The organism is Rhodoferax sp. RT4P68, from assembly GCF_056521305.1.
Map to the genome: position 1 here is coordinate 58,425 of NZ_JBWMBB010000020.1, position 24,314 is coordinate 82,738.

Consider the following 24,314-nt stretch of genomic DNA (forward strand, 5'->3'; position numbering starts at 1 on the left):
GTCCCAACATGCACCATAAGGACATCGGTGTTTCCACCGGTGTCCCAGACCCCGTGTGGTATGGTCAATGCTTCCAAATAACAACTCTGAACACGGAGAATATCGTGAGCAACAAAGGTCAACTTCTGCAGGACCCGTTCCTGAATACCCTGCGTCGAGAGCATGTGCCTGTGTCGATTTACCTCGTCAACGGCATCAAGCTTCAGGGTCAGATCGAATCATTCGATCAGTACGTTGTGCTGCTGCGCAACACTGTGACCCAAATGGTTTACAAGCACGCCATCTCGACGATCGTTCCGGGCCGTGCGGTGAATTTCCAGGCGGCTCAGGAAGAGGGCGCGCCCGACGCGGCGCCCTGACGCTGATCGAGCCGGGCCAGTACCGGCTCCCTGCATGCCCCGCAAGGGGTGTGCGTCTTTCCATCGATTCGCTTGACTGACATTCACTCCGCGGAACACGCCACGGCGGCGTCGGCCATTCTGGTCGGCGTCGACTTTGGCCTGCCGCATTTCGACCAGGAACTCGAAGAGCTGGGACTGCTTGCCGAAACCGCCGGGCTGGTGCCGGTGGCGCGCATCACCTGCAAGCGCAAGGCACCGGACGCAGCCCTGTTTGTGGGCAGCGGCAAAGCGGACGAGATCAAGCTGCTGGCGCAAATGCACGGTGCCACGGAAGTCCTGTTCGATCAGAACTTGAGCCCGGCGCAGCAGCGCAATCTGGAACGACACATGGAACTGCCGGTCAACGACCGCACCATGTTGATCCTGACCATCTTTTCGCAGCGCGCGCGCAGCCATGAAGGCAAGCTGCAGGTGGAACTGGCGCGCTTGCAATACCTCAGCACGCGGCTGGTACGGCGATGGTCGCACCTGGAGCGCCAGCGTGGTGGCATCGGCACCCGCGGTGGCCCGGGCGAGCGCCAGATCGAGCTGGACCGGCGCATGATCGGCGAGTCGATCAAACGCACGCGTGAACGGCTGGCCAAGGTCGTGCGCCATCGGGGCACCCAGCGCCGCCAGCGCGAACGCCGTGACGCGTTCACGATTTCCTTGGTTGGCTACACCAACGCTGGCAAATCGAGCCTGTTCAATGCCTTGGTCAAGGCCCGTGCGTATGCGGCCGACCAGCTGTTCGCCACGCTCGACACAACCACGCGCCAGCTGTACCTGGGCGAGGCCGGGCGGACCGTCTCGCTGTCCGATACCGTGGGCTTCATCCGCGACCTGCCGCATGGGCTCGTCGACGCGTTCCGCGCCACGCTGCAGGAGGCAGCCGATGCCGATCTGCTGCTGCACGTCGTCGACGCCTCGAATCCGCACCATCCCGAGCAGATGGAAGAGGTGCAGCGCGTGCTGACCGACATCGGGGCCGATGCCGTGCCGATGCTGGTGGTGTTCAACAAGCTCGATGCGCTGGACCCGTCGCAGCGGCCGGCGCTGCTGGCCGATACGGTGCTCGTGGGCGGCGCGCCGGTGCCGCGGATCTTCGTCAGCGCGCAGAGCGGTGAGGGCGTGGCCGGTTTGCGTACCGAGCTCGCGCACCGGGCGCAGCAAGCCTCTGACAGCCAGGCTTCTCCTCTGTCAGACGATTCCCCTGGGTATCATGAGGCCGATCCGCGATTCGGCACAATCACACGTTGACTACAAGAGACCAGAGCGAATGAATCTTTCTTCTCGGCCGTCGGGTTGGGCCGGTCTGCCAAGCCGCATCCGCGGCATGTTCAATCTGAACGATCCTCGCTGGGGCCGTGGAGACGACAAGCCGACCGAGTCAGACGAGAAGCCGGATGCGCGCCGTCCGGAAGTCGATCCTCCGCGCCCTTACGAGCCTCCTCGCAACAGCCCCAACCGAGGTGGCGGCAACCAAGGGCCGCCCGACCTCGATGAACTGTGGCGCGATCTGAACCGCAAACTGGGCGCGCTGTTCGGCGGACGCGGCGGCACACGGCCGGGGCGCAATGGCTCGGGCGGCGGCATGGGCGGTGGTGGTTTTCAACCGGACATGAAGAGCGCCGGCATCGGCGTCGGCCTGATCGGCGCCGTCGTGGTGCTCATCTGGCTGGGCACTGGCTTCTTCATCGTGCAGGAAGGCCAGCAGGCCGTCATCACGCAGTTCGGCAGCTACAAGTCGACGGTTGGCGCCGGCTTCAATTGGCGCCTGCCATATCCGATCCAACGCCACGAGCTGGTGTTCGTGACGCAGATCCGCTCCATTGACGTCGGCCGCGACGCCGTCATCAAGGCCACGGGGCTGCGTGAGTCGGCCATGTTGACCGAGGACGAGAACATCGTCGAGATCAAGTTTGCCGTGCAGTACCGCCTGAACGACGCGCGCGCTTTCCTGTTCGAGAGCAAGGACCCGACCGGTGCCGTTGTGCAGGCTGCCGAGACAGCCGTGCGCGAGGTGGTCGGCAAGATGCGCATGGACTCGGCGTTGGCCGAGGAACGCGACCAGATCGGCCCGCGCGTGCGCACCTTGATGCAAACGATTTTGGACCGCTACAAGGTAGGCATCGAAGTCGTCGGCATCAACTTGCAGCAAAGCGGCGTGCGACCGCCCGAGCAGGTGCAGGCTGCGTTCGACGATGTGCTGAAGGCCGGACAGGAACGTGAACGCGCCAAGAACGAAGCACAGGCCTACGCCAACGACGTGATTCCGCGGGCGACCGGTTCGGCCTCACGCTTGAAGGAAGAGTCTGAGGCCTACAAGGCCCGTATCGTGGCCCAGGCCGACGGTGACGCGCAGCGCTTCCGCTCTGTGTTGACTGAATACCAACGAGCGCCGCAGGTGACGCGTGACCGCATGTATGTGGATTCGATGCAGCAGGTCTACAACAACGTGACCAAGGTGATGGTGGATTCACGCCAGGGTTCCAACCTGCTGTATCTGCCGTTGGACAAGCTGATGCAGATGACGGCCCAAGGCGCCACCACCGGTGTGGACGGCAACCCTGCTGGTGCCGGCAGCGTGGTGCCGCCCGCGCCGAACGGGCCGCCCGCATCCCCCGGCGACCTGCGAGCGCGAGACGGCCGCTCACGTGACCGTGACATGCGCTAGGAGACAACAGAAGTGAATAGAGTAGGTTTTATCGCGTCGTCGCTGCTGGTCTTGCTGGCGGCACTCAGTTCCATGCTGTTTGTTGTTGACCAGCGCCAGTTCGGCGTGGTCTACGCCCTCGGGCAGATCAAGGAAGTCATCACCCAGCCCGGCTTGCACTTCAAGCTGCCGCCCCCGTTCCAGAACGTGCGCTACCTGGACAAGCGGCTGCTGACGCTGGACAGCACCGATGCCGAACCCATGCTGACGGCCGAGAAGCAGCGCGTGGTGATCGACTGGTACATCCGCTGGCGCGTTACCGACCCGTCGGAGTACATCCGCAACGTGGGCCTGGACGAAAGCGCCGGCGCCAACCAGCTGAACCGGGTCGTGCGCAACGCCTTCCAGGAAGAGATCAACCGCCGCACCGTGCGCGACCTGCTGTCGAGCCGGCGTGAGGAGTTGATGACCGATGTCAAGCGCGAGGTGCTCGAGGTCGTGCGTGGGGCCAAGCCGTGGGGCATCGACGTCATCGACGTGCGTATCACGCGAGTGGACTACGTGGAAGCCATCACCGAATCGGTTTACCGACGCATGGAAGCGGAGCGCAAGCGCGTGGCCAACGAACTGCGTTCCACCGGTTTCGCCGAGGGCGAAAAGATCCGCGCGGACGCCGACCGCCAGCGTGAAGTGGTGGTGGCCAATGCCTACCGCGAAGCGCAGAAGATCAAGGGCGAGGGCGATGCCGAGGCAGCCGCGCTTTATGCAGATGCCTTCGGACGCGATCCGCAGTTCGCCCAGTTCTACCGGAGCCTGGAAGCCTACAAGTCCAGCTTCAACAAGAAGGGCGACGTGATGGTGATCGACCAGTCGTCCGAGTTCTTCCGCGCCATGCGCGGAGCGACGACCCCGGGCACGGCACCCCCGCGCTGAGCGCTGCGGTGGACACGCTGTGGGCCGCGCTGGCCCTGGTGCTCGTGATCGAGGGGCTGCTGCCCCTCGCGTCTCCCGGTGGGTGGCGCCGCATGTTCTCGCAGATGCTGCAAATGCACGATGGGCAGATCCGGTTCATCGGCATGTGCAGTGTGCTGACGGGCCTCGTCCTGCTCTGGTTCGTCGCCTGATCGACCGTTGCGCTGGTGGGCCGCGCCGCGCCGGTGCGGTCACGGTCGCCCGGTAGAATCCCTTTTTTAACAGCGTCCCCATTTCTCATGTCCGCTTGGGTCCTGCCGGATCACATCGCCGATGTCCTGCCATCCGAGGCCCGGCACATCGAAGAGCTACGCCGCGAATTGCTGGACACCGCACGTAGCTACGGCTATGAGCTGGTCATGCCGCCGCTGCTGGAGCATCTCGAGTCGCTGCTGACGGGCACTGGCGAGGCGCTCGATCTGCAGACCTTCAAGCTCGTGGACCAACTGTCCGGCCGCATGCTGGGTCTGCGCGCTGACACCACACCTCAGGTCGCACGCATCGACGCCCACCTGCTCAATCGCCAGGGCCTGACGCGTCTGTGCTACTGCGGTCCGGTTGCGCATACACGGCCAGATCGTGCGCATGCCACGCGTGAACCGCTGCAGTTCGGCGCCGAGATCTACGGCCACGCCGGCCTGGAGGCGGATGTCGAGATCCTGCACCTGGCGCTCGACTGCCTGACCACCGTGCGGGCTGGCGACCTCAGTGTGGACCTCGGCGACGCGCGGATCGTGGATGCGCTGCTGGATGATGCGGCGTTGCCCGCGCCCCTCCTGGGGCGCATCCACGCGGCGCTGACGACGAAGGACGCAGGCGAACTGGCAGCGCTGACGCTCGGCATGCCGGCGGCCGACCGTGCCGCGCTGCTGGCACTGCCGGGGTTGTACGGCGACATCCACGTGCTGGACGAAGCGGAGCGCCGCTTGCCCGCCAAGCCTGCCGTGCGCCAGGCGATTGCCGAACTGCGGCAACTGGCGCGTTTGCTGGGCGATCGCGCACGGCTGAGCTTCGATCTGGCGGATCTGCGCGGCTATGCCTACTACAGCGGCATGCGCTTCGCCGTCTATGCGGAGCAGGCTGGCGATGCGCTCGCGCGCGGCGGCCGGTACGACGAGGTGGGCGCAGTGTTCGGCCGCAACCGGCCGGCGGTCGGTTTCAGTCTGGACATCAAGCAGCTGGTGGGCGCGGTCTCTCCCCGGCCGCTGCGCGCGGCCATCCGCGCGCCATGGGGCGAAGGCGAGAGCCTGCGTGCAGCCATCGCTGCACTGCGCCAGGGCGGTGACACCGTGGTGTGCGTGTTGCCGGGCCACGAGAGCGAGATCGATGAATTCCATTGCGACCGTGTGCTGACCCAAGCCGCTGGCCAATGGGTCGTACAAGTCATCTGAACAACCGAGCGTTTCGAATTATGAAGACAGGCAAACTGCCGGCCTCTGGCCGCAACGTGGTCGTGGTCGGCACCCAATGGGGTGACGAAGGCAAAGGCAAGCTGGTCGACTGGCTGACCGAAAGTGCGCAAGGCGTGGTGCGCTTTCAGGGCGGACACAACGCTGGCCACACGCTGGTCATCAACGGTGTCAAGACCGCGCTTCACCTCATCCCCAGCGGCATCATGCGGCCCGGCGTCAAGTGCTACATCGGCAACGGCGTGGTGCTGTCGGCCGCCAAGCTGTTCGAGGAAATCGAGGGCCTGGAAAAGGCCGGCGTCGAAGTGCGCTCGCGTCTGCGCATCAGCGAAGCTTGCCCGCTGATCCTCCCGTTCCACGCCGCCATCGACGTCGCGCGCGAGGCCGCCCGCGAGAAGGTCGGCATCGAGAAGATCGGCACGACAGGCCGCGGCATCGGCCCAGCCTACGAAGACAAGATCGCCCGCCGCGCGCTGCGCGTGCAGGACCTCAAGTACCCCGAGCGCTTTGCCACCAAATTGCGCGAGCTGCTCACGCTGCACAACTTCGTGCTGACCGAATTCCTGCACGCCCTGCCGGTCGACTACGACACTGTCTACGCCGAGTCCATGCGCCATGCCGAGCTGCTGCGCCCGATGATGGCCGACGTTTCGCGCGAGCTGAACGATGCGCACCGGGCCGGCGCCAACCTGCTGTTCGAAGGCGCCCAAGGCACCTTGCTCGACGTGGACCACGGCACCTACCCCTATGTCACGTCCAGCAACTGCGTGGCCGGTAACGCGGCCGCTGGCGCGGGCGTCGGCCCGGGCATGCTGCACTACATCCTGGGCATCACCAAGGCCTACTGCACGCGCGTGGGCGGCGGGCCGTTCCCCACCGAGCTCGAGTGGGAAAAGCCCGGCACGCCGGGCTACCACATGAGCACCGTGGGCGCCGAGAAGGGTGTGACCACTGGCCGTTCACGCCGCTGCGGCTGGTTCGACGCCGCGCTGCTCAAGCGCTCGGCCCAGGTCAACGGCCTGACGGGCCTGTGCATCACCAAGCTCGATGTGCTGGATGGCCTGGCTGAACTCAAGCTGTGCACCGGCTACCAACTGGATGGCGAGACCATCGACATCCTGCCGATGGGAGCGGACGACATCGCGCGCTGCGAACCGATCTACGAAACCCTGCCTGGCTGGAGCGATTCCACCGTGGGCGTCACGGTCTACGACGACTTGCCGGCCGCGGCCCGGCGCTATCTGCAGCGCATCGAGGAGACCACCGGCGTGCCGATCGCGATGGTCTCCACCAGCCCGGATCGTGACCACACGATCATGATGCAGCACCCGTACCAGCCCGCCTGAATCCGTCTTCACGCAAGCCACCCAGAGGAACCACGCCCATGTTGACCGAAGATGGCAAACACCTGTACGTCAGCTATGACGAATACCACAACCTGATCGAGAAGCTGGCGATCAAGGTGCACCAGTCGGGGTGGGAGTTCGACAACATCCTGTGCCTGGCGCGTGGCGGCATGCGGCCCGGCGACATCCTCTCGCGCATCTTCGACAAGCCGCTGGCGATCATGTCCACCAGCTCGTACCGCGCAGAGGCCGGCACGCGGCAGGGCAACCTGGACATCGCGCGCTTCATCACCACGCCCAAGGGCGAGATCGCCGGCAAGGTACTGCTGGTCGACGACCTGGCCGACAGCGGCCACACACTGAAGGCTGTCATCCAGTTGCTCAAGACCAGTTACGCGCCCATCACCGAATTGCGCAGCGCCGTGCTGTGGACCAAGGGCGTCTCCACCTTCACGGCCGACTACTCGGTCGAGTTCCTGCCTACGAATCCCTGGATCCACCAGCCCTTCGAAGGCTACGACGGCATGGGGCCGGAGCAGTTGCTCGAGAAGTGGAAAGTCTGAAGCGCAGAGGCCGCGCGCAAGCGCCGCGTCCAGTGCATCAGAAGGCGGCGCGCAGCGGCCGGTAGAACGCGCGGATCTCCTGCGCAAGCTGCTCGGGTTGCTCCATCGCGGCGAAATGTCCGCCCCGCGGCATCACGCTCCAGCGGCGGATGTCGCTGAACGTGCGTTCGGCCACGCACCGTGGCGGGCGCAGGATCTCGTGCGGAAATTCCGCATACCCCATTGGCACGTCAACCGTCGCGCCCGCCGGAATCGGCCACTCGTCTGCATGCAGCCGCGCGTAGTACGGCCAGAACGATGACCCGATGGCGCCCGTGAACCAGTACAGCGATACATGGGCCAGGATCTCGTCGTGGCTGAACACTGTGTCGACATCGCCGCCACAGTCCGACCACGCCCGCATCTTCTCGGCCATCCACGCGGCCAGTCCGATCGGCGAATCGCTGAGTGCGTACGCCAAGGTCTGCGGCCGCGTGCCCTGGATCGTGCTGTAGCCGGTCTCTTCACGCAGCCAGTGCTGCAGTTCCTGCCGGTACTGCTGCTCCGCCGCGCTGTTGCCCAACTCAGCCAGGTCGCGCCGTATCGGCAACATGTTCAGGTGCACGCCCACCGTCTTGTCGGCATGGGCCAGGCCCAGTCGTGCCGAGATCGAGGCGCCCCAATCCCCACCCTGGGTGGCAAAACGAGGGTAGCCCAGGGTGCCTGCCATCAGCTCAGCGAAAGCATCGGCCATCTGCTCGACCGAGAAACGCGGTTGGCCCGGACTGAACGACAAGCCATAGCCTGGCAGGCTGGGCGCCACCACGGTGAACGCATCGGCCGGGTCACCGCCGAAGCGGGCCGGGTCGGTCAGGCGCGGCATCAGCTCGGTGAACTCGAACACCGAGCCCGGCCAGCCGTGCGAGAGCAGCAGCGGCATCGGCGTCGGGCCCTGGCCCTGCACATGCAGGTAGTGCAGCGTGATGCCGTGCAAGGGCACCGTGAACTGTGGGAACGCGTTGAGGCGGCGCTCCTGCGCTCGCCAGTCGAAGCCATGGCGCCAATAGCGCGCCAGCGACTGCATCCAGGCCAGGTCTGTGCCGTAAGCCCACGGCGCGCCGGGCGCCTGATCGGGCCAGCGCGCCAGATCCAGCCGGGCATGCAAGTCGACCAGTGCGGCATCAGCGGTGTGCAGCGTGAACGGTTGTGGGGTCATGGGTGGCAATCTATCGCGCGGCGGGCGGGTGGCGAAGCCGGCAAACCCCGAGCTCGCGATTCGGCGCACCGCTACCATGCCGCCATGCGCACGCCGACCACCGACCTCATCCACCACCCCTACACGCCGCCCGCCGCGTTCAGTGCGCCACAGCCCGGCGTCTTCAAGGCCTCGACTGTGATCTTTCCGAACGTCGCTGCCATGCGCCGCCGCGAGTGGAAAGACAAATCCGGCTACACCTACGGACTGCACGGCACGCCCACCACCTTCATCCTCGAAGAGCGCCTGTGCGCGCTGGAGGGCGGCCTGCAATGCCTGCTGCTGCCCAGCGGGCTGGCGGCCATTGCCAACGTCTCGTTGGCGCTGCTGGCCACCGGCGACGAGATGCTGCTGCCTGACAACGCCTACGGCCCGAACAAGACACTGGCCCAAGGCGAGCTCGATGCATGGGGCATTGCCCATCGCATCTACGACCCCATGGACCCTGCGGACCTGGCCGCCAAGATCGGGCCGCGCACGCGCCTGGTGTGGCTGGAGGCACCAGGCTCTGTCACGATGGAGTTTCCCGACCTGCCCGAGATGGTGCGCATCTGCCGCGCCAGTGGCGTCACCTGCGCGCTGGACAACACCTGGGGTGCCGGCCTGGCCTTCAATGCCTTTGACCTCGGCACGGTCCAGGCACCGCTGGGCGTTGACATTTCCGTCCATGCGCTGACCAAGTACCCCAGCGGCGGCGGCGATGTGCTGATGGGCAGCGTCATCACGCGCGATGCGGCGCTGCACCTGAAGCTGAAGCTGACCCACATGCGCCTGGGTTTTGGCGTGGGTGCCAACGACGCCGAAACCGTACTGCGCTCGCTGCCCAGCATCGCCCTGCGTTACCAGGCGCACGATGCCTCGGCCAGGGCGCTTGCGTCGTGGTGTCAGGGCCGGCCCGAGTTCGCCCAGGTGCTGCACCCTGCGCTGCCCGGTGCACCCGGCCATGCCCACTGGGCCGCGCTGTGCGACCCCGGTGAGACTGGCCAGCCCGGGTCTGCCGCGGGCCTGTTCAGCGTGATGGTCGATGCTCGCCACGACGGCGCCAGGGTCGACGCGTTCTGCGATGCCTTACGGCTGTTCAAGCTGGGCTACAGCTGGGGCGGGCCCATGAGCCTGGTCGTGCCCTACACGCTGCAGAGCATGCGGGCCGTCTGGCCTCCCCATCTGGCGCGCGGCACGCTCGTGCGCTTCTCCGTGGGGCTGGAAGATGTGGCTGACCTGCGTGCCGATCTGGAGCAGGCGCTGGTCCACGCGTTCGGGTAACGCGGTGTACAAATCCCACCCTATTTGCATCCGTATTCACCCCTGCGGATTCCCTTGCCAAACTGTTAGAGTGGTGCACCACTAATTGAGAGAGCACGACATTGGCTACACCGAACTACGGATACGAGAAGCGTCAAAAGGAATTGGCGAAGAAGCGTAAGAAGGAAGACAAGCTCAGAGCCAAGTCCGACCGCAAACACCTGGGCCCGGGCGAGAGCGAGAACGGCGCCACGGACGACGGCAACCCCGAGAATGCCGGCCAGGGTGCCGCGCCGCCGCCGCCCTCGGCCTGACCGTCAGGCCGCGCCGCTGGCCATGATGCGGCGCGCCACTTCCAGCATTGCAGCCTCTGAGCGGTCCCGCGCCTCGACCGTCTCCGCGTGTTCATACTGGCTGAAACTACGCCGGATGGATTGCAGGTAGCCCGGGTCGTAGTGCTCTCGCAGCAGCCCGCGCACCAACTCCTCGAAGCGCCCGGCCAACACCAGTTCCTTCCACGCCTGCACTGCCACCCGGCCTCGCACGGCGTGCAGCGCGTCCAGACGGCCACACAGAAACGGCTTGTCGTGCAACAGGAACGCATAGTCCTCCAGCAACAGCGCCACGCGCTCGTCGTCCGCCAGCTCCAGCCGCACGCAGGGCGCTGACCGCATCGCCTGGATCAGGGCCTCGGGGACCGCGACATTGCCCACCTTCTTGCTCTCGCTCTCCACGAACACCGGCCGGGCCGGGTCGAAGCGCCGCAGGTGCTCCCAGATGCGCGTCTCGAAGTGCTTTTGACTCGGCTGCGGCACGTCCGGAATGGCGCCCAGCACCGAAGCCCGATGGCAGGCCAGCGCCTCCAGGTCCAGCACCTGCGCACCCTCGGCCGCCAGCGCCTGCAGCAGCCGCGTCTTGCCGGTGCCGGTGTTGCCGCACACGACCCGCAACGCCAGCGGGGCAACCAGCCGGGGGATGTCGGTGACCACGGCATTGCGGAACGCTTTGTAGCCACCTTCGACCAGCGTCACCTGGAAACCGATCTGGTCCAGAATCAGCGCCAGCGCACCGCTGCGCTTGCCGCCGCGCCAGCAGTAGACCAGCGGCTGCCAGTCCTTGGACAAGTCAAGCACATGGCGGTCGATGTGGTCGGAGATGTTGCGCGCGGCCATGGCCGCGCCGCGCTTGCGTGCTTCGAACGCGCTGATCTGTTTGTAGGTGGTGCCGACGATGCGCCGCTCCTCGTTGCGCAGCGTGGGCCAGTTCTGCGCGCCGGGCAGGTGGTCGAGCGCGAATTCGTCCTCGCTGCGCGCGTCGATCACGGCCGAGAAATCACGCAGCCGCACCAGTACCTCGGCGGCTTCCATCCTCTCGATGGTCATGCGCCTTCTCAGCGCAGCTGCTTGCGCAACTCGGGCCAGACGTTGGCGAGCATGGCGGCCTGCGCTTCCTCGCGCGGGTGGATGCGGTCGGACTGGAACAGCGTCGCAGCGTCGGGCCGGTCGGCCACGCCCTTCAGCAGGAACGGCACCAGGCCTGCCTTGCGCTCTGCAGCCACCTGCGCAAACAGCTGCGCGAACTGGCGGCCATAGTCGCCGCCGTAGTTGGGCGGCACCTGCATGCCGACGAGCAAGACCTTGGCGCCTGCGTCCTGCGCAGCGCGCGTCATCTCGCGCAAGTTGTCGGTAGTGCCCTGCAGGGGCAGGCCCCGCAGCGCATCGTTGCCGCCCAGCTCCACCACCACATGCGTGGGCTTGTAGCTCTTGAGCAGCGCGGCCAGCCGCGCCCGGCCGCCCGAGGTGGTGTCGCCGCTGATGCTGGCATTGCGCACGTGGGCCGAGATGTCGTCCTGGGCCAGCCGCTGCTCCAGCAGCGAGACCCAGCCCGCGCCGCGGCGCAGGCCGTATTCGGCCGAGAGGGAATCACCGACGACCAGAATGCGAAAGCGGGCGGTTGCCGGATCGCTGGCCGGCGGCGTCTGGGCCCAGGATGGCCCGGCCGCCAAGGGGATGTAGAGGGCCGCGATAAAGTGTCGTCGTTTCAAAACCAAGAAGCCTTTCAATGTCCAATCCCCCCGGTGCCGCGCTTGTGGCCGTCGAACACGTGTTCAAGTCCGTCACCGACTCCACGGGCACTCTCGACATTCTGCGCGATATCGATTTCACCCTGGCGCCCAAGGAAACCGCCGCCATCGTGGGGGCGTCAGGCTCGGGCAAGAGCACCTTGCTGTCCATCATCGCGGGGCTGGACACGCCGACCACCGGCACCGTGCGCATCGCTGGCCAAGACCTGTTCGCCATCGACGAAGACCAGCGCGCCGCCCTGCGCGCGCAGAAGGTCGGGTTCGTGTTCCAGAGCTTCCAGCTGATGGGCAACCTCACCGCGCTGGAGAACGTGATGCTGCCGCTGGAGCTGGCTGGCCGCCGTGATGCGCGCAGCGCCGCCAGCGACATGCTGGCGCGCGTGGGCTTGTCCGCGCGCCTGTCGCACTACCCCAAGGTGCTCTCCGGTGGCGAGCAGCAGCGCGTGGCGCTGGCACGCGCCTTTGTCGTGCAGCCGGCCGTACTGCTTGCCGACGAGCCCACCGGCAGTCTGGACTTCGCCACCGGCGAGAAGGTCATGGAGCTGATGTTCGAGCTCAACCGCGAGCAGGGCACGACGCTGGTGCTGGTCACGCATGACCGCGCCATCGCCGCGCAGTGCGAACGCCGCATCACCATCGAAGCCGGGCGCATCGCCGCGCCTGCAGCCCCCGCCGTGGCCTGAGGCGACGCGCTGCCGGATGGCCCGCGCCCGGGCTTTCCCCATGCAGTGCGCCGCGATGCCGACGTACGCTCGTTCCTTTTTTCGAAGGCTCTCGCATGTCCGTGGATCGCCCGCATTTCGCGTTTTGGCCCAAGCGCCTGCCGCATTCGATCACCGTGCCGGCCACCTCGCTGTGGCACAACCTGGCGACGGCCGCAGCGCGCTACCCGGACCGCCCGGCGATGGTGTTTTTCGACCGTGTGACGCCCTACCGCGAGCTGCTGGCCCAGGTCGACGCCCTGGCCGGTGCGTTGCACGCGCTGGGCGTGCAACGCGGCGACCGCGTGGTGCTGAACATGCAGAACAGTCCGCAGCTGGTGGTCGCGCACTTCGCCATCCTGCGTGCCAACGCTGTCGTCGTGCCGGTCAACCCGATGAACCGGGCCGAGGAGCTGAAGCATTACCTGAGCGACTCCGATGCCCGCGTCGCCATCACCACCGGCGACCTGGCCGGCGAGATGGCCAAGGCCAGCAACGCGCTGCCCGCAGCGCAGCAGCTGGCGCACCTCGTCGTCACGCAGTTCACCGATGCCTTCGACCCAGCGGCTGCCGCGACGCCGGCCATGGCGCCGGCCTGGCATGAGTGGCTGCTGACGCGACATGCGTTGCCCGTGCTGGACAGCGGCGCCGTGCACGCCTGGGCTGACCTGCTGGCCGCCGGCCACCCGGCCCCGGCCCACGTGGTGGGCGCGCGCGACATGGCGCTGTTGCCCTACACCAGCGGCACCACCGGCATGCCCAAGGGCTGCATCCATCCGCACGCCACGCTGATGCACAACGCCGTGGCCGGGCAGCTGTGGGGCTGCACCAGCTCCGAGAGCGTGGTGCTCGCTGTCGTCCCCATGTTCCACATCACCGGCATCGTCAGCATGTTGCACACGGCCCTGCTTAGCGCGGCCTGCCTGGTCATCATGCCGCGCTGGGACCGCGACGTCGCAGGCCACCTGATCTCCACGCGCCGCGTCACCAGCTGGACCAACATCCCCACCATGGTCATCGACCTGATGGCCAGCCCGCGCTTTGCCGAGTACGACCTGTCCAGCCTGGTCTACATCGGCGGTGGCGGCGCGGCCATGCCGCAGGCCGTGGCGCAGCGATTGCTGGAGCACTATGGCCTGGTCTACCAGGAAGGCTACGGCCTGACCGAGACCGCCGCCCCCTCACACAGCAACCCGCCGGACCACGCCAAGCAGCAATGCCTGGGCATGCCCTTCATGGGCGTGGATGCGCGCGTCGTCGACCCCGAGACGCTGCGCGAATTGCCGGTCGGCGAATCGGGCGAGATCATCATCCGGGGTCCGCAGGTGTTCGAAGGCTACTGGAAGCGGCCCGACGCCACGGAGGCGGCCTTCGTCGAGTTCGAGGGCCAGCGCTTCTTCCGTTCCGGCGACATGGGGCGCATGGACGAGGAGGGCTTCTTCTTCATCACCGACCGCTTGAAGCGCATGATCAACGCCAGCGGCTTCAAGGTCTGGCCGGCCGAGGTGGAACTGCTGATGTACCGGCACCCGGCCATCCAGGAGGCCTGCATCATCGCCACGCGCGACGCCTACCGTGGCGAGTCCGTCAAGGCCGTCATCGTGTTGCGGCCCACGCACCTGGACACCACGCCGGAATCCATCATCGCCTGGTGCCGCGAGAACATGGCGACCTACAAGGTGCCACGCCAGGTGCAGTTCGCCGACGCATTGCCCAAGAGCGGCAGCGGCAAAGTCATGTGGCGGCTGCTGCAAGAGGCCGAAGAGCGCGTGGCCAGCGCCACCTGAGCATTTGCCGAGGGCTGCGGCCGCCGCAGTCATTGCCGGCGCTGCGGGGTGCACGTCTTGCGCCGCAGCGCGAGCCAGGCGCAGTGGCGCTGTGATGCCGCTGTCACATCGCGCGTTGAACATGGGGCTCCACAACCAACCTGATGGACTTCGCCATGTCGCACACGCCTACCCCCGCCCAGATCCTTGCCGCCGCCGACCTCGCCGATGGCTTCATCGCCGAGATCCTGGATTCCGAGCCCAAGCTGCTTGTCAGCAAAGTGGCCGACGAAGACTCCAAGGACATTGCCAAGGCCGCCCGCAAGCTGGCCGAGTTCCGTGAGCACTTGATCAACGCACTGGCCGTGCAGCCGCTGGGCAGCGTGGACCGCTACGAAGACGAAGAAGGCGAAGAGAGCGAAGCCGCAGACTTCGACGAGCAGACCGAGCCCGAGGACGCCACGGTCGAAAACGAGGACGTCGCCAAGGTCGCCTGAGCGGTTCTGCATGGGGGCAGCGTGTGATGCGGTGCGCTGCCCGCGTGAAGCAGCGCACCGTTTGGTACAAGCGAGCCCATGCACTCCAACGCCCCCACCCCCATACTGCACACCTTCGACCCGGCGCAGCCTGAACACGCGACACCGATGGTGCCTGGTGCACCGCCCCTTGGCACCTACCGCCACGCCGATGGCGGCCTCTACCGGGTCGTCGGCATGGCCCGCGATTCACGCGATGGCAGCGATGTGGTGCTGTACGACCACGTCTGGCCGTTCGAGGCCGGCCGCTGGACGCGCCCGCTGCACGAATGGGCCAGCCGCTTCACGCCCGTGACTGCCGAAGAAGTGGCAGCCGAGCAGCGCGGTGACCGTGCGGCACGCCAGGCCACCATCAGCGCGGCGAGGGCTGCGCGCAAGGGCTGAGCGGTCAGAGTCGAAAACTGTCCGCGATCAAATTTCGGGGAGCTACGCTCAGGGCGAGCGATGCAGCCGGGGCGCTGCCAGCAGGTTCAGGTTGTCCGCGATCGCCGCATCCACGCGCGGATAGCGGCCCTGCATTTTCGACATCGTCATGATGGTCTGCAGCGCCTGCAAGTCCTTGAGCGAGGGCGCCACCTTGATCTGCGCAATCGCAGCGCTCGCGTTGCCCCCGTTGATCAATGCCATCAACTTGGCTGCCCAGTCGTTTCCGCGCGCCATGTCGTTCACCGGTAGTGGTTGAGGAGACCGACTGTACAGAACGCTGCGGCGGCGGCTGTACGATCACCCATGAGAAAAACCTTTCAACTCCACGTCGAGGGCAAGCACCCCGAGCGTCTGGTCGAAGCGATCAAGCACGAGATCCGCAAATACATCAAGCGCGAGCGGCGGCGCGACCTGCCCGAGGCGGCTGACTTCTGGGACTTCGATTGCAGGTTCGGCACCGCCGAAGAAGCGGCTGAAGTCGTCCACCTCTCGGCCATCAATGGCCTGATCGATGGTGTCGTGAAGGCCGGCGGCCAGCAGTTCTATGTCGAGCTCCTCGCCAAGCCCGGCAAGCGCCAGCCGCGCCCCGTGGGCGAGCCGGCGGCGGACTTGCCTGAAGACTGATCTGTTCCGACTGGCCCCGTCAGCCCGGGCGGGCTACATCGACCCTTCCAACATCCCGAGGTAATCCTCACGAGACGCCAGCCGCGGGTTGGTCTTGTGGCAATGGTCGGCCATGGCGCCGTCGATGATGCGTTCGAACAGGTCGGCCGTGACACCGGCTTCGGCGAGACCCTTGGGCAGGCCCAGGCGCGCGTTCATGTCGCGGATCGCCTCGCCAATCTCGCCAGCGGAGTCCAGCCGCATGGCCTGGGCCATGCGCTGCAGCCGCTGGTCTTTCTGCACCGATTCGGCGCCCGCGTTGAAGGCCACCACGCACGGCAGGAACAGCGCGTTCAGCGTGCCGTGGTGCAAGCGCGGGTCCACGCCCCCAAGGCTGTGGGACAGGCTGTGCACGCAGCCCAGGCCCTTCTGGAACGCCATGGCGCCCTGCATCGAGGCGCTCATCAGGTTCAACCGCGCCTCGCGGTCGCTGCCGTCCTTGGTGGCGCGCTCGATGTGGGCCCAGGCCCGCTCCAGGCCGTCCAGCGCAATCCCGTCGGCCGGCGGGTTGAAAGCGGCCGACATGAACGTCTCCATGCAGTGCGCGATGGCGTCCATGCCGGTGGCCGCCGTCAGCCTGGGCGGCAGGCCCAGCGTGAGTTCCGGGTCGCAGATGGCGGCCTTGGGCATGAGCGACCAGCTGTGAAAGCCCAGCTTGCGGTGGTCGTCCACGATGACGATCGCGCCGCGCGCCACCTCGCTGCCGGTGCCGCTGGTGGTGGGCACGGCGATCAGCGGCGCCACCTTGTCGGTGATGCGCGGCGAGCCGCCTTCGATGGTGGCGTAGTGCTTGAGCGGGCCTTCGTGCGTGGCGGCAATCGCCACGCCCTTGGCGCAGTCGATGGAAGAGCCGCCGCCCACGGCGATCAGCCCGTCGCTGCGGCCGCTGTGGTAGAGCGCTGCGGCCGCGCGCACGGCCGCCTCGGTCGGGTTCGACGGCGTCTGGTCGAACACCGTCACCGGCAGGTCGCCCAGCGCGTCCAGCGCCTTCTGCAGGATGCCGGCGGCGCGCACGCCGGCGTCGGTCACGATCAGCGGGCGGGTGATGCCGACGCGCTTGCATTCATCTGCCAACAGGCGGATGGCGCCGAACTCGAACTGGATCTGGGTGAGGTACTGGATCAAGGCCATGGGGTGGGGGTGTGGTGGCGTGGAAGAACAGGCAATCTATCAAATGCCACCCATCGCGCGCATAGCGCCATCCCTGCCTGCGTCGCCCCCGCGACCGCAGTACCCATCACCGCCCTGCCTGCGCAGCGAATCGAGCCTGCCTGGCCCTCTGGTGCAGCGTTCAAGCCACCCGCTGCAACCACAACAGCGAGAGCAGCGCCGCGGCCAGCATGAGCAACAGCCCGCCCAGGGCCAGCGGGCCGGACAGCTCGGTCGTGCGCACCTCCAGCTGCATGCGCGTGCCGAGCTGCTCGTACACCTGCACCAGTGACTGGGCGCTGCCCGCGTGGAAGTATTCGCCCCGCGTCAACGTGGTCATCTCCTTCAGCACCGCCTCGTCGAGCTGCATCGCGGCGGCCCAGCCGTCCAACTCCTGGGCGCCGGTGTCCACCGTGCCCAGCCCCACAGCGTGGATGCGCACGCCGCGCTGGGCGGCCATCGCGGCGGCTTCGAGCGGATCCATGCCTGCGGTGCTGCGGCCATCGGTCAGCAGGACGATCGCGGCCGACCGGTTCGAGCCGGGTGGCACCGGTGTGAACGCCCCGACCTGGTGCATGCGCGGGCGCTGGTCGTTGCCGTAGGTCATCCCCATCAGGTCGATCGCCAGCCCGGGAAACAGTTCGGACAGCGCGACGACGATGCCGCTCCCCACCGCCGTGCCGTGCTGCAGGTGCAGCCGGTCGATGGCGGCGAGCAGATCTTCGCGGCTGCGGGTGGGCGGCTGCACGACATGGGCCGCGGCGGCAAAGCCGACGATGCCCACCCGCACGTCGGTCGGCAGTTGGCGCACGAAGGCCTTGGCCGCCTCGCGTGCGGCATGCAGCCGGCTGGGGGCGATGTCGTCGGTCTCCATGCTCAGCGACACGTCCACGGCCAGCACGACAGTGGCCTGGTCGGTCGGCAGTGGCAGCACGGCTTGCGGGCGGGCAGCGGCCAGCAGCAGCACCATCAGCGCCAGCAGCAACAGAGCAGGGGGTAGGTGGCGCCGCCACGCCCGGCCGGGAGCCATGGCCTGGCGCACGATGGACAGGCTGGCAAAGCGCAGCACGGGCTGGCGGCGCCTGCGCAGCAGGCCCAGGTAGGCCAACGCCAGCATGGGGATGGACCACAGCAGCCAGAGCAGCTGGGGCCACAGGAAATGCAGCGGACTCAACATGGCATCCTCCCAGGGTTAACCCTAGGAATTGACGCAAGAAGCTTGCCCGGTTGCTGTCCCCTGGCCCTTTGTTCTGCCTTTGCTGCAATGGCCGAGCGGCGCTTTGTCTCAGGCAGGCGGCTGGCGCACGACCAACTTGAAGACGGCGCGCGCCACCGCCACCACGGTGCCGCCAGCGTCCACGATCTCGCCCTCGGTGAACGCCAGCGACCGGCCGCGCCGCGTGCAGCGGCCGATCACCGTGAGGTCGCTGCGCGCCGGCTCGTAGAAGTGCGTCGACATGTCGACCGTGATCACGCCCAGCCGCAGCGGGTCGTGCGAGCGCGCGGCGGCGCTCAGGGTGAAGTCGAACGCGCTCATCAGCGTGCCGCCGTGGATGTCGCCCCGGCTGTTGACCAGGTGAGGCCGCAGCGCCAGCAGCGTGCGGCACAGGCCTTCTTCCATCAGCAGGGGCTGCAGGCCGATGTGTTCCATGAAGGGGACTTCGACGCCGAAGTAGCTGATGGCGTCGGGTGCGGGGGTGGGTGTGTTCATGCGCCTGACTTTGCACCGAATGGGGCCGCGTGGTTGCGCCGGCTGTCGCTTTGGCGGCAATACAAAAAGGGGGCTTGCGCCCCCTTGAATGTGGTGTGAGCGGCTTGAAGCTTCACTGCAGCTTGAACAGTCCAATCTTCTTGCTGACTTCGACCTGCTTGGGGCTCCGAGCCCACAGCTCAATCATGTTCACAGTGGTTCCCGCGGCATAGCGGCCCTGACCACCGGCATCGCAATGCATGTCAGCCGAGGTCTGGGGCGAGCAGTAGACGATGGCCTTGCGCGCTGAACTGACAACGCCTGCAGAGTCATTGAAGCGCAGCCCGTTCTGGCCGGCGGTGGTGCTGCCAAAGGGGGCCCTGCCGTAGATGCTGACGGAGGTTGGCGCCAGGGCTCCGGTCGGAACCGTCCAGGCGTCGCCACCGGCGACCGTATCGATGTAGGCAACATCAGGCTCATCGAATTGCGCGAAGCCGGGCACTTGTGAGTCAGCGATGAGTTCAGCGCGCGCGGTTGGCGTTGGCTCGGCAAACACGCGCCCCGTGCGAATCTCGCCGAGGGTCTCGGCCCGACGCACGGTGCGGTAATGCTGCACCACATTGGCCACAGCGGTGTTGGTATGGAAAAACTCGAGCCTCCAGACACCGTTGTTGTCCAGCGCACTGATCTGCCCGGGCGTGTACTGAGGCGTGGTGTAGACGAGGTTCTCCTTTTCTTGGGGGTTGCCGGCCTGTGCCAAGTCCCGGTAGGCCGCCGCCAGTCGCAGCACCGGCGAGCCGGTCGGCGTGACGCCGTCGGGGGCGATCACAAGGTAGGAGAGTCCCGGCGTGGGCAGCATCGTCAGCGTCAAGCCCAGCGGCGAGGTCACCACCACCTTGCTGAAAATCGGTGTGCCGTTCGAGGTGCGGTTGTCGATCTGGATGTTGTAGCCCGTGGTGTAGTAACTGAAGGCTGGCGTGTTGACCAGGTCACGGTCCTCCGAGAACGGGCGAATCGTGACGGCATAAGTGTTGCTGTTGCCGACGAGTTTGAGCACGCCAGCCACTTCGTGCGCAGCCAGCAGGTCGTAGTCCTGGCTGCCGAATCGGTCGATCCACTTGTGGCTGATGATCATGTCGCCGTTGGCGCGGAAGAATTCCACGTCGCCGGCGATCCACTGGAGGCCGGTGGCGCCGGACCGGAACAGGCTGGCGAACGCTCCGCCGTTGTTGGCATTGCGACCGACGGTTGCCATGTTGGCAACGAAGTTCGCCGGGTCGTTGTCCACGAAGAGACTGCGGCAGGCCGCTGCAATCACGTCGGCAGGGCCTCCAACGGCCGAAACGTTGTCGTCTGCCGCGCGCACGCGTTGCGTCAGTGGCAAGGCATAGCAGGCGTTCATCCGGGCAAACAGGTCGGCGACCAGGGCGGGCGACGGTACCGGTGCAAGGGCCGCGCCGATCGAAGCGGGCAGTGGCGGCACGGTGGCGTCGGCGCTGCTGAACTTGAGCGAGACCGGTGGGGCACTGGCACTGGACGGGATCGTTTTGACGGTCAGTTCGATGTTGGCGACCGTGCCGTTGGGACGAACGCTCACCGAGATCGCGTCCAGCAGTTTGTCCTGTCCAGTGCCGTCGGCCACCAGCGGACCCGCCAGCGGGTCGATGGTCAGGCCCAGTGCGGTGAGCAGCGGCTGCAGCGCAGCGATGAGGGCCGTCGCCTGTGCCTGAAGTGTCTCTGCAGTCACCGTCTGCGGCGAGGCTTGGATGGCGGCGGCGAGGGCGGATGCGTCGCCATTCGGCGCCAGCTTGGACGCGATGATGTGCGTCAGCGGCGTAACGTTGACGCGCGCATCACCCATGGTGGCCGTGGCACTGTAGAGCACTTGGTCGTCCTTGACTGCCCGCAGGACCAGCGGCCGAACGGTGGTGGCCGGCAACGTGCACTGGAACACGCCCTGGGCATCCGTGACGGTGTCGCACACAGTCGTACCGGACCGGTCGGTCACTTGCAGCGCCGCGCCAGCAAATGGTGCACCGGTTGCGGCCGTGCCTGTCAGCGTGGTCGCCATCGGTTGCGCCGGCGCTGCCGGACTCGTATCGTCACTGCCACCGCCGCAGCCGACCATCAGCGCCAGCACGCCGGCGCAGGCCAGATGCGGGCGAAATCGACCCGCGCCGCCGAAGCGTGCGGGAGCCGCAGAAAAGACATCGTTGTTCATGGTGTGCACCCTTCATCGTGGTCATGGCAAGACAGCCGGACGCGAGTCTGCGTGTGAGGTGCGGCGGTTCGCATCACCTGATTTGATGAGTCCACGGCCTCGGGTCGCCGCGCTCCTGGGGCCGGCGGTGCCGGTGCGCGCCCTTCCTCATCAGTCGTGATGAGGAGACGACAAGGCCCACGTCCGCATCCGGCTGACCGGCGCGCGGCCGGCCATGTCGCGGTGGACGTCGAACTGGCCGTCGATGGACAGCCCGTGCCGCGGGTTCAGCCGGCTGGCCGCTTTGACAATGCAAGCATCGGCCAGATCGAACGGCAGAACCCGCCCGCGCTCAGTGGTTGTCGCGCGGCACGCCGAAGGTGGCGTGGATCTTCTGGTACTTGACCGCCGGCTTGAGCACCATGCCCTCTGACAACTCGCCCACCACAGCGCGCTGGATCTCCTGCCACGGCGTCTGGCTCGGCGGGAACTGGTAGCCGCCGCTGGCTTCGAGTTCGGCGCGGCGGCGGGCCAACTCATCATCGGCCACCAGCATGTCGGCACGCCGCTTCTTGAGGTCGATGCGCACGCGGTCGCCGGTCTTGAGCAGCGCCAGGTTGCCACCGGTCGCGGCCTCGGGCGATGCGTTCAGGATCGAGGGTGAACCGGACGTGCCCGACTGCCGGCCATCGCCGATGCAGGGCAGCGCCGTCACGCCCTGCTTGAGCAGGTAGCTGGGCGCGCGCATGTTGACCACCTCGGCCGCACCGGGGTAGCCCACCGGCCCCACGCCGCGCATGAACAGCACGCTCTGCGCAGAGATGCCGACCTTGGGGTCGTCGATGCGGTGGTGGTAGTCCTCCGGCCCATCGAACACCACGGCCGGGCCTTCGAAGGCCATCGGATCGGCCGGGTTCTCCAGGTAGCGCTCGCGAAATTCGGGCGTGATCACGCTGGTCTTCATCATGGCCGAGTCGAACAGATTGCCCTTGAAGTTCAGGAAGCCTGCGTCCTTCTTCATCGGCTTGGCATAGGGCAGGATCACATCGCGGTCGCTGCTGAACTGGCCTTCGCAGTTCTCGGCCAGCGTCTTGCCGTTGACCGTCATGGCGGTCTGGATCTTGCCTTTGGCCACCAGCTCGGCCACCACGGCCGGCAGGCCGCCGGCACGGTAGTAGTCTTCGCCCAGGTACTTGCCGGCCGGCTGCAGGTTCACGATCAGTGGAACCTTGTAGCCGACCTTCTCCCAGTCGTCGTTGTCCAGCGGCACGCCGATGTGCTTGGCGATGGCGTTCAGGTGCACCGGGGCATTGGTCGAGCCGCCGATGGCCGAGTTCACCACGATGGCGTTTTCGAAGGCGGCACGCGTCAGGATGTCGGAGGGCTTCAAGTCTTCGCGCACCATCTCCACGATGCGCTTGCCCGTCAGGTAGGCCATCTCCTGCCGGTCACGGTAGGGCGCCGGAATGGCAGCGCCCCCAGGCAGCATCAGGCCCAGCGCCTCGGCCAGCGAGTTCATGGTGGAGGCCGTGCCCATGGTGTTGCAGTGGCCGGTCGATGGTGCAGAAGAGGCCACGAGTTTCAGGAACTCCGGGTAGCCGATCTTGCCGGCCGCCATCAGTTCACGCGCCTTCCAGACGATGGTGCCTGAGCCCGTGCGCTCGCCCTGGAACCAGCCGTTCAACATGGGGCCGGAGTTCAGCGCGATGGCCGGAATGTCCACCGTGGCCGCAGCCATGATCTGCGCCGGCGTCGTCTTGTCGCAGCCGGTCGTCAGCACACAGCCGTCGATGGGGTAGCCATACAGAATCTCGACCAGCGAGAGGTACTGCAGGTTGCGGTCCAGTGAAGCAGTGGGGCGCTTGCAGGTCTCCTGGATCGGGTGGATTGGAAACTCGAACGCGATGCCGCCCGCGTCGCGGATGCCCTCTTTCACACGCTCGGCCAACACGATGTGGTGACGGTTGCAGGGCGCGATGTCCGAGCCCGTCTGCGCGATGCCGATGATGGGCCGGCCCGATTGCAGCTCGTCGAACGACAGGCCGAAGTTCATCGTGCGTTCGAGGTACAGCGCCGTCATGTCGGCGTTCGACGGGTTGTCGAACCAGGCTTGCGAACGCAGGCGTGGCGCGACCTGGGCCTTGGCGGCCTTCGACGTCTTCGCCGGCTTGGCCGCGTTCGGGGTCTTCGCGGCCTTCTCGGCCTTGGCGGTCATCTTCATCGTGTCGTTCTTCTTGCTCATTGCATCCCCTTCAAGGTCTGTGCGGCGTTCGGGCCGGCCTGGCAGTCGTCGATGTACTCGCGAATGATGTCGGCGAACTGCGTGTAGGGCTTGAGTCCCAGGCCAGCGGCACGCACGGCGGTGGCGCCGCCCGGCCAGTTGGCCACGATGCCGGCGACGCGCTCGTCGCGCTCGAAACGCACCAGCGCGCGCACCTTGGGGCCGGCCACTTCCTCCAGCGCATCCAGCATGTCGGCCACGCGCACATTCAGGCCCGGCAGGTTCAGCGCCAGCCGGCCGACGAAGGCCTCGCGCGAGGCCTCGTACACGGCGATCAGGCCGGCCACCGTCTGCGAGGGCGAGGACATCGGGTGCGTCACATCGGGCGACACCGGGCACACCGATTCGCTGCCTGCCAGCGGCTCGCGAATGATGCCGCTGAAGAACGACGAAGCCGCGCCGTTGGGTTTGCCGGGGCGCACCGTCACCGTCATCAGGCGTGCGCAGCGGCCGTCCAGGTAGCCCTTGCGCGTGTAGTCGGCGATCAGGTATTCGCACATCAGCTTGTGCGTGCCGTAGGACGTTTGCGGCGCCGGCAGCGTGTCGTCGCCGACCAGCTTGGGCCAGGGGAACGAGGGGTCCGGCCCGAACACCGCCACCGAGCTGGAGAACACCAGGCGCGGCACCTTGCCGCTTTCGGCCGCGCGGGCGCGCAGCGCGTCCAGCAACGCGCGTGTGCTGTCCAGGTTGGAGCGCAGGCCCAGTTCGAAATCGAGCTCGCATTCGCCAGACACGGCCGAGGCCAGGTGGAACACGCCATCGAAATCCTCGCCGCTGATGGCCGGCGTCTGCGACAGCAAGGTACCCGTGCGGGCCTGCACGCGCGCGTCGGCCAGCAGGTCGGCCGGGGGCGGTGCGATGTCGGTGAGCACGACCGAGGTGATGGGTTGGCCATCGAGCGTGCCGCGGGCGAGCAGCGTGCGCGCCAGCCGTGCGCCGACGAAGCCGCCGCCGCCGGTGATCAGGAGTTTCATGTCGGTTCCTTTCGTGAGGGGATGAAGTGTGGCTGAGGATGGA

The 24,314-nt window shown here is 66.8% G+C and carries 25 protein-coding genes; 15 read left to right on the forward strand and 10 right to left on the reverse strand.

From position 1 onward, the window contains the following. Positions 1–104: 104 nt before the first annotated feature. The 8 genes from hfq to AC099J_RS29635 all read left to right on the forward strand — a co-directional run bounded on the left by hfq (position 105) and on the right by AC099J_RS29635 (position 7,326). Positions 105–359 (forward strand): RNA chaperone Hfq, encoded by a 255-nt coding sequence (hfq, locus tag AC099J_RS29600; RefSeq protein ID WP_479618902.1) that lies wholly within the window; start codon positions 105–107, stop codon positions 357–359. Between the two features lie 72 nt (positions 360–431). Further along, on the forward strand, positions 432–1,640 hold the full coding sequence (gene hflX, locus AC099J_RS29605) for a GTPase HflX (protein ID WP_479618903.1): 1,209 nt from the start codon (positions 432–434) through the stop codon (positions 1,638–1,640). A gap of 19 nt (positions 1,641–1,659) precedes the next feature. Then, positions 1,660–3,057, forward strand: coding sequence for an FtsH protease activity modulator HflK (hflK, locus tag AC099J_RS29610; RefSeq protein WP_479618904.1), 1,398 nt, complete (start codon positions 1,660–1,662; stop codon positions 3,055–3,057). 12 nt (positions 3,058–3,069) lie between these two features. Then, positions 3,070–3,969, forward strand: a complete 900-nt coding sequence (gene hflC / locus AC099J_RS29615) for a protease modulator HflC (protein ID WP_479618905.1) — start codon at positions 3,070–3,072, stop codon at positions 3,967–3,969. Positions 3,970–3,977: 8 nt separating this feature from the next. After that, complete coding sequence (locus tag AC099J_RS29620; RefSeq protein WP_479618906.1) at positions 3,978–4,160, forward strand: DUF2065 domain-containing protein; 183 nt, start codon at positions 3,978–3,980, stop codon at positions 4,158–4,160. A gap of 87 nt (positions 4,161–4,247) precedes the next feature. Continuing rightward, entirely contained in the window at positions 4,248–5,399 is a 1,152-nt protein-coding gene (locus AC099J_RS29625) for an ATP phosphoribosyltransferase regulatory subunit (RefSeq protein ID WP_479618907.1), read from the forward strand. Between the two features lie 20 nt (positions 5,400–5,419). Continuing rightward, positions 5,420–6,763 (forward strand): adenylosuccinate synthase, encoded by a 1,344-nt coding sequence (locus AC099J_RS29630; protein WP_479618908.1) that lies wholly within the window; start codon positions 5,420–5,422, stop codon positions 6,761–6,763. Between the two features lie 38 nt (positions 6,764–6,801). Beyond that, complete coding sequence (locus AC099J_RS29635) at positions 6,802–7,326, forward strand: phosphoribosyltransferase (RefSeq protein ID WP_479618909.1); 525 nt, start codon at positions 6,802–6,804, stop codon at positions 7,324–7,326. Positions 7,327–7,363: 37 nt separating this feature from the next. On the opposite strand, the gene AC099J_RS29640 is transcribed toward AC099J_RS29635, so the two are convergent. Continuing rightward, on the reverse strand, positions 7,364–8,521 hold the full coding sequence (locus AC099J_RS29640; protein WP_479618910.1) for an epoxide hydrolase family protein: 1,158 nt from the start codon (positions 8,519–8,521) through the stop codon (positions 7,364–7,366). 84 nt (positions 8,522–8,605) lie between these two features. On the opposite strand from AC099J_RS29640, the gene AC099J_RS29645 reads away from it, so the two are divergent. Both AC099J_RS29645 and AC099J_RS29650 read left to right on the forward strand, forming a co-directional pair. After that, positions 8,606–9,823 carry a PLP-dependent transferase gene (locus tag AC099J_RS29645; RefSeq protein WP_479618911.1) on the forward strand — a complete coding sequence of 406 codons (1,218 nt, stop codon included), beginning with the start codon at positions 8,606–8,608 and terminating at the stop codon, positions 9,821–9,823. Between the two features lie 101 nt (positions 9,824–9,924). Then, on the forward strand, positions 9,925–10,116 hold the full coding sequence (locus tag AC099J_RS29650; RefSeq protein ID WP_479618912.1) for a hypothetical protein: 192 nt from the start codon (positions 9,925–9,927) through the stop codon (positions 10,114–10,116). A 3-nt stretch (positions 10,117–10,119) separates the two neighbouring features. Here the strand turns inward: AC099J_RS29650 and mnmH are convergent, their stop codons facing one another. After that, the gene (gene mnmH / locus AC099J_RS29655) at positions 10,120–11,184 is read right to left on the reverse strand and encodes a tRNA 2-selenouridine(34) synthase MnmH (protein ID WP_479618913.1); all 1,065 of its coding nucleotides are present in this window, start codon (positions 11,182–11,184) and stop codon (positions 10,120–10,122) included. An 8-nt stretch (positions 11,185–11,192) separates the two neighbouring features. After that, positions 11,193–11,846, reverse strand: coding sequence for an arylesterase (locus AC099J_RS29660; RefSeq protein WP_479618914.1), 654 nt, complete (start codon positions 11,844–11,846; stop codon positions 11,193–11,195). 17 nt (positions 11,847–11,863) lie between these two features. Between AC099J_RS29660 and AC099J_RS29665 the strand changes: the two genes are divergently transcribed. The 4 genes from AC099J_RS29665 to AC099J_RS29680 all read left to right on the forward strand — a co-directional run bounded on the left by AC099J_RS29665 (position 11,864) and on the right by AC099J_RS29680 (position 15,272). After that, complete coding sequence (locus AC099J_RS29665; RefSeq protein ID WP_479618915.1) at positions 11,864–12,568, forward strand: ABC transporter ATP-binding protein; 705 nt, start codon at positions 11,864–11,866, stop codon at positions 12,566–12,568. Between the two features lie 95 nt (positions 12,569–12,663). Further along, positions 12,664–14,373, forward strand: coding sequence for a long-chain fatty acid--CoA ligase (locus AC099J_RS29670; RefSeq protein ID WP_479618916.1), 1,710 nt, complete (start codon positions 12,664–12,666; stop codon positions 14,371–14,373). A 155-nt stretch (positions 14,374–14,528) separates the two neighbouring features. Next, the gene (locus AC099J_RS29675; protein WP_479618917.1) at positions 14,529–14,849 is read left to right on the forward strand and encodes a hypothetical protein; all 321 of its coding nucleotides are present in this window, start codon (positions 14,529–14,531) and stop codon (positions 14,847–14,849) included. A gap of 78 nt (positions 14,850–14,927) precedes the next feature. Further along, positions 14,928–15,272 (forward strand): DUF1653 domain-containing protein, encoded by a 345-nt coding sequence (locus AC099J_RS29680; RefSeq protein ID WP_479618918.1) that lies wholly within the window; start codon positions 14,928–14,930, stop codon positions 15,270–15,272. 48 nt (positions 15,273–15,320) lie between these two features. On the opposite strand, the gene AC099J_RS29685 is transcribed toward AC099J_RS29680, so the two are convergent. Continuing rightward, positions 15,321–15,548, reverse strand: a complete 228-nt coding sequence (locus AC099J_RS29685) for a hypothetical protein (protein WP_479618919.1) — start codon at positions 15,546–15,548, stop codon at positions 15,321–15,323. 69 nt (positions 15,549–15,617) lie between these two features. Here AC099J_RS29685 and AC099J_RS29690 point away from each other — a divergent pair, with 69 nt between their 5' ends. Beyond that, a complete protein-coding gene (locus tag AC099J_RS29690; protein ID WP_479618920.1) occupies positions 15,618–15,938 on the forward strand; it encodes a DUF6172 family protein in 321 nt (106 codons plus the stop codon). A gap of 33 nt (positions 15,939–15,971) precedes the next feature. Here AC099J_RS29690 and AC099J_RS29695 read toward each other — a convergent pair whose 3' ends face one another. The 6 genes from AC099J_RS29695 to denD form a co-directional block, all read right to left on the reverse strand. Continuing rightward, positions 15,972–17,108, reverse strand: a complete 1,137-nt coding sequence (locus AC099J_RS29695) for an iron-containing alcohol dehydrogenase (RefSeq protein WP_479618921.1) — start codon at positions 17,106–17,108, stop codon at positions 15,972–15,974. Between the two features lie 160 nt (positions 17,109–17,268). Next, positions 17,269–18,303 carry a VWA domain-containing protein gene (locus AC099J_RS29700; protein ID WP_479618922.1) on the reverse strand — a complete coding sequence of 345 codons (1,035 nt, stop codon included), beginning with the start codon at positions 18,301–18,303 and terminating at the stop codon, positions 17,269–17,271. 108 nt (positions 18,304–18,411) lie between these two features. Further along, positions 18,412–18,837: a PaaI family thioesterase gene (locus AC099J_RS29705; protein ID WP_479618923.1), complete on the reverse strand. Its 426-nt coding sequence runs from the start codon at positions 18,835–18,837 to the stop codon at positions 18,412–18,414. A 112-nt stretch (positions 18,838–18,949) separates the two neighbouring features. Next, positions 18,950–20,956 (reverse strand): carboxypeptidase regulatory-like domain-containing protein, encoded by a 2,007-nt coding sequence (locus AC099J_RS29710; protein WP_479618924.1) that lies wholly within the window; start codon positions 20,954–20,956, stop codon positions 18,950–18,952. 412 nt (positions 20,957–21,368) lie between these two features. Then, complete coding sequence (locus AC099J_RS29715) at positions 21,369–23,258, reverse strand: IlvD/Edd family dehydratase (RefSeq protein WP_479618925.1); 1,890 nt, start codon at positions 23,256–23,258, stop codon at positions 21,369–21,371. Beyond that, positions 23,255–24,271: a D-erythronate dehydrogenase gene (gene denD, locus AC099J_RS29720; RefSeq protein ID WP_479618926.1), complete on the reverse strand. Its 1,017-nt coding sequence runs from the start codon at positions 24,269–24,271 to the stop codon at positions 23,255–23,257. The genes AC099J_RS29715 and denD overlap by 4 nt, the downstream gene beginning before the upstream one ends. Positions 24,272–24,314: the final 43 nt, after the last annotated feature.

Bases quoted from the DNA above. Each gene is read 5' to 3' on its own strand.
- mnmH (WP_479618913.1), bottom strand. From the start codon at position 11,184: ATGACCATCGAGAGGATGGAAGCCGCCGAGGTACTGGTGCGGCTGCGT.
- AC099J_RS29665 (WP_479618915.1), top strand. From the start codon at position 11,864: ATGTCCAATCCCCCCGGTGCCGCGCTTGTGGCCGTCGAACACGTGTTC.
- AC099J_RS29690 (WP_479618920.1), top strand. From the start codon at position 15,618: ATGAGAAAAACCTTTCAACTCCACGTCGAGGGCAAGCACCCCGAGCGT.
- denD (WP_479618926.1), bottom strand. From the start codon at position 24,271: ATGAAACTCCTGATCACCGGCGGCGGCGGCTTCGTCGGCGCACGGCTG.
- AC099J_RS29715 (WP_479618925.1), bottom strand. From the start codon at position 23,258: ATGAGCAAGAAGAACGACACGATGAAGATGACCGCCAAGGCCGAGAAG.
- AC099J_RS29695 (WP_479618921.1), bottom strand. From the start codon at position 17,108: ATGGCCTTGATCCAGTACCTCACCCAGATCCAGTTCGAGTTCGGCGCC.
- AC099J_RS29640 (WP_479618910.1), bottom strand. From the start codon at position 8,521: ATGACCCCACAACCGTTCACGCTGCACACCGCTGATGCCGCACTGGTC.
- AC099J_RS29685 (WP_479618919.1), bottom strand. From the start codon at position 15,548: ATGGCGCGCGGAAACGACTGGGCAGCCAAGTTGATGGCATTGATCAAC.
- AC099J_RS29680 (WP_479618918.1), top strand. From the start codon at position 14,928: ATGCACTCCAACGCCCCCACCCCCATACTGCACACCTTCGACCCGGCG.
- hflK (WP_479618904.1), top strand. From the start codon at position 1,660: ATGAATCTTTCTTCTCGGCCGTCGGGTTGGGCCGGTCTGCCAAGCCGC.
- AC099J_RS29630 (WP_479618908.1), top strand. From the start codon at position 5,420: ATGAAGACAGGCAAACTGCCGGCCTCTGGCCGCAACGTGGTCGTGGTC.
- AC099J_RS29675 (WP_479618917.1), top strand. From the start codon at position 14,529: ATGTCGCACACGCCTACCCCCGCCCAGATCCTTGCCGCCGCCGACCTC.
- AC099J_RS29625 (WP_479618907.1), top strand. From the start codon at position 4,248: ATGTCCGCTTGGGTCCTGCCGGATCACATCGCCGATGTCCTGCCATCC.
- AC099J_RS29670 (WP_479618916.1), top strand. From the start codon at position 12,664: ATGTCCGTGGATCGCCCGCATTTCGCGTTTTGGCCCAAGCGCCTGCCG.
- AC099J_RS29635 (WP_479618909.1), top strand. From the start codon at position 6,802: ATGTTGACCGAAGATGGCAAACACCTGTACGTCAGCTATGACGAATAC.
- AC099J_RS29700 (WP_479618922.1), bottom strand. From the start codon at position 18,303: ATGTTGAGTCCGCTGCATTTCCTGTGGCCCCAGCTGCTCTGGCTGCTG.
- AC099J_RS29645 (WP_479618911.1), top strand. From the start codon at position 8,606: ATGCGCACGCCGACCACCGACCTCATCCACCACCCCTACACGCCGCCC.
- AC099J_RS29705 (WP_479618923.1), bottom strand. From the start codon at position 18,837: ATGAACACACCCACCCCCGCACCCGACGCCATCAGCTACTTCGGCGTC.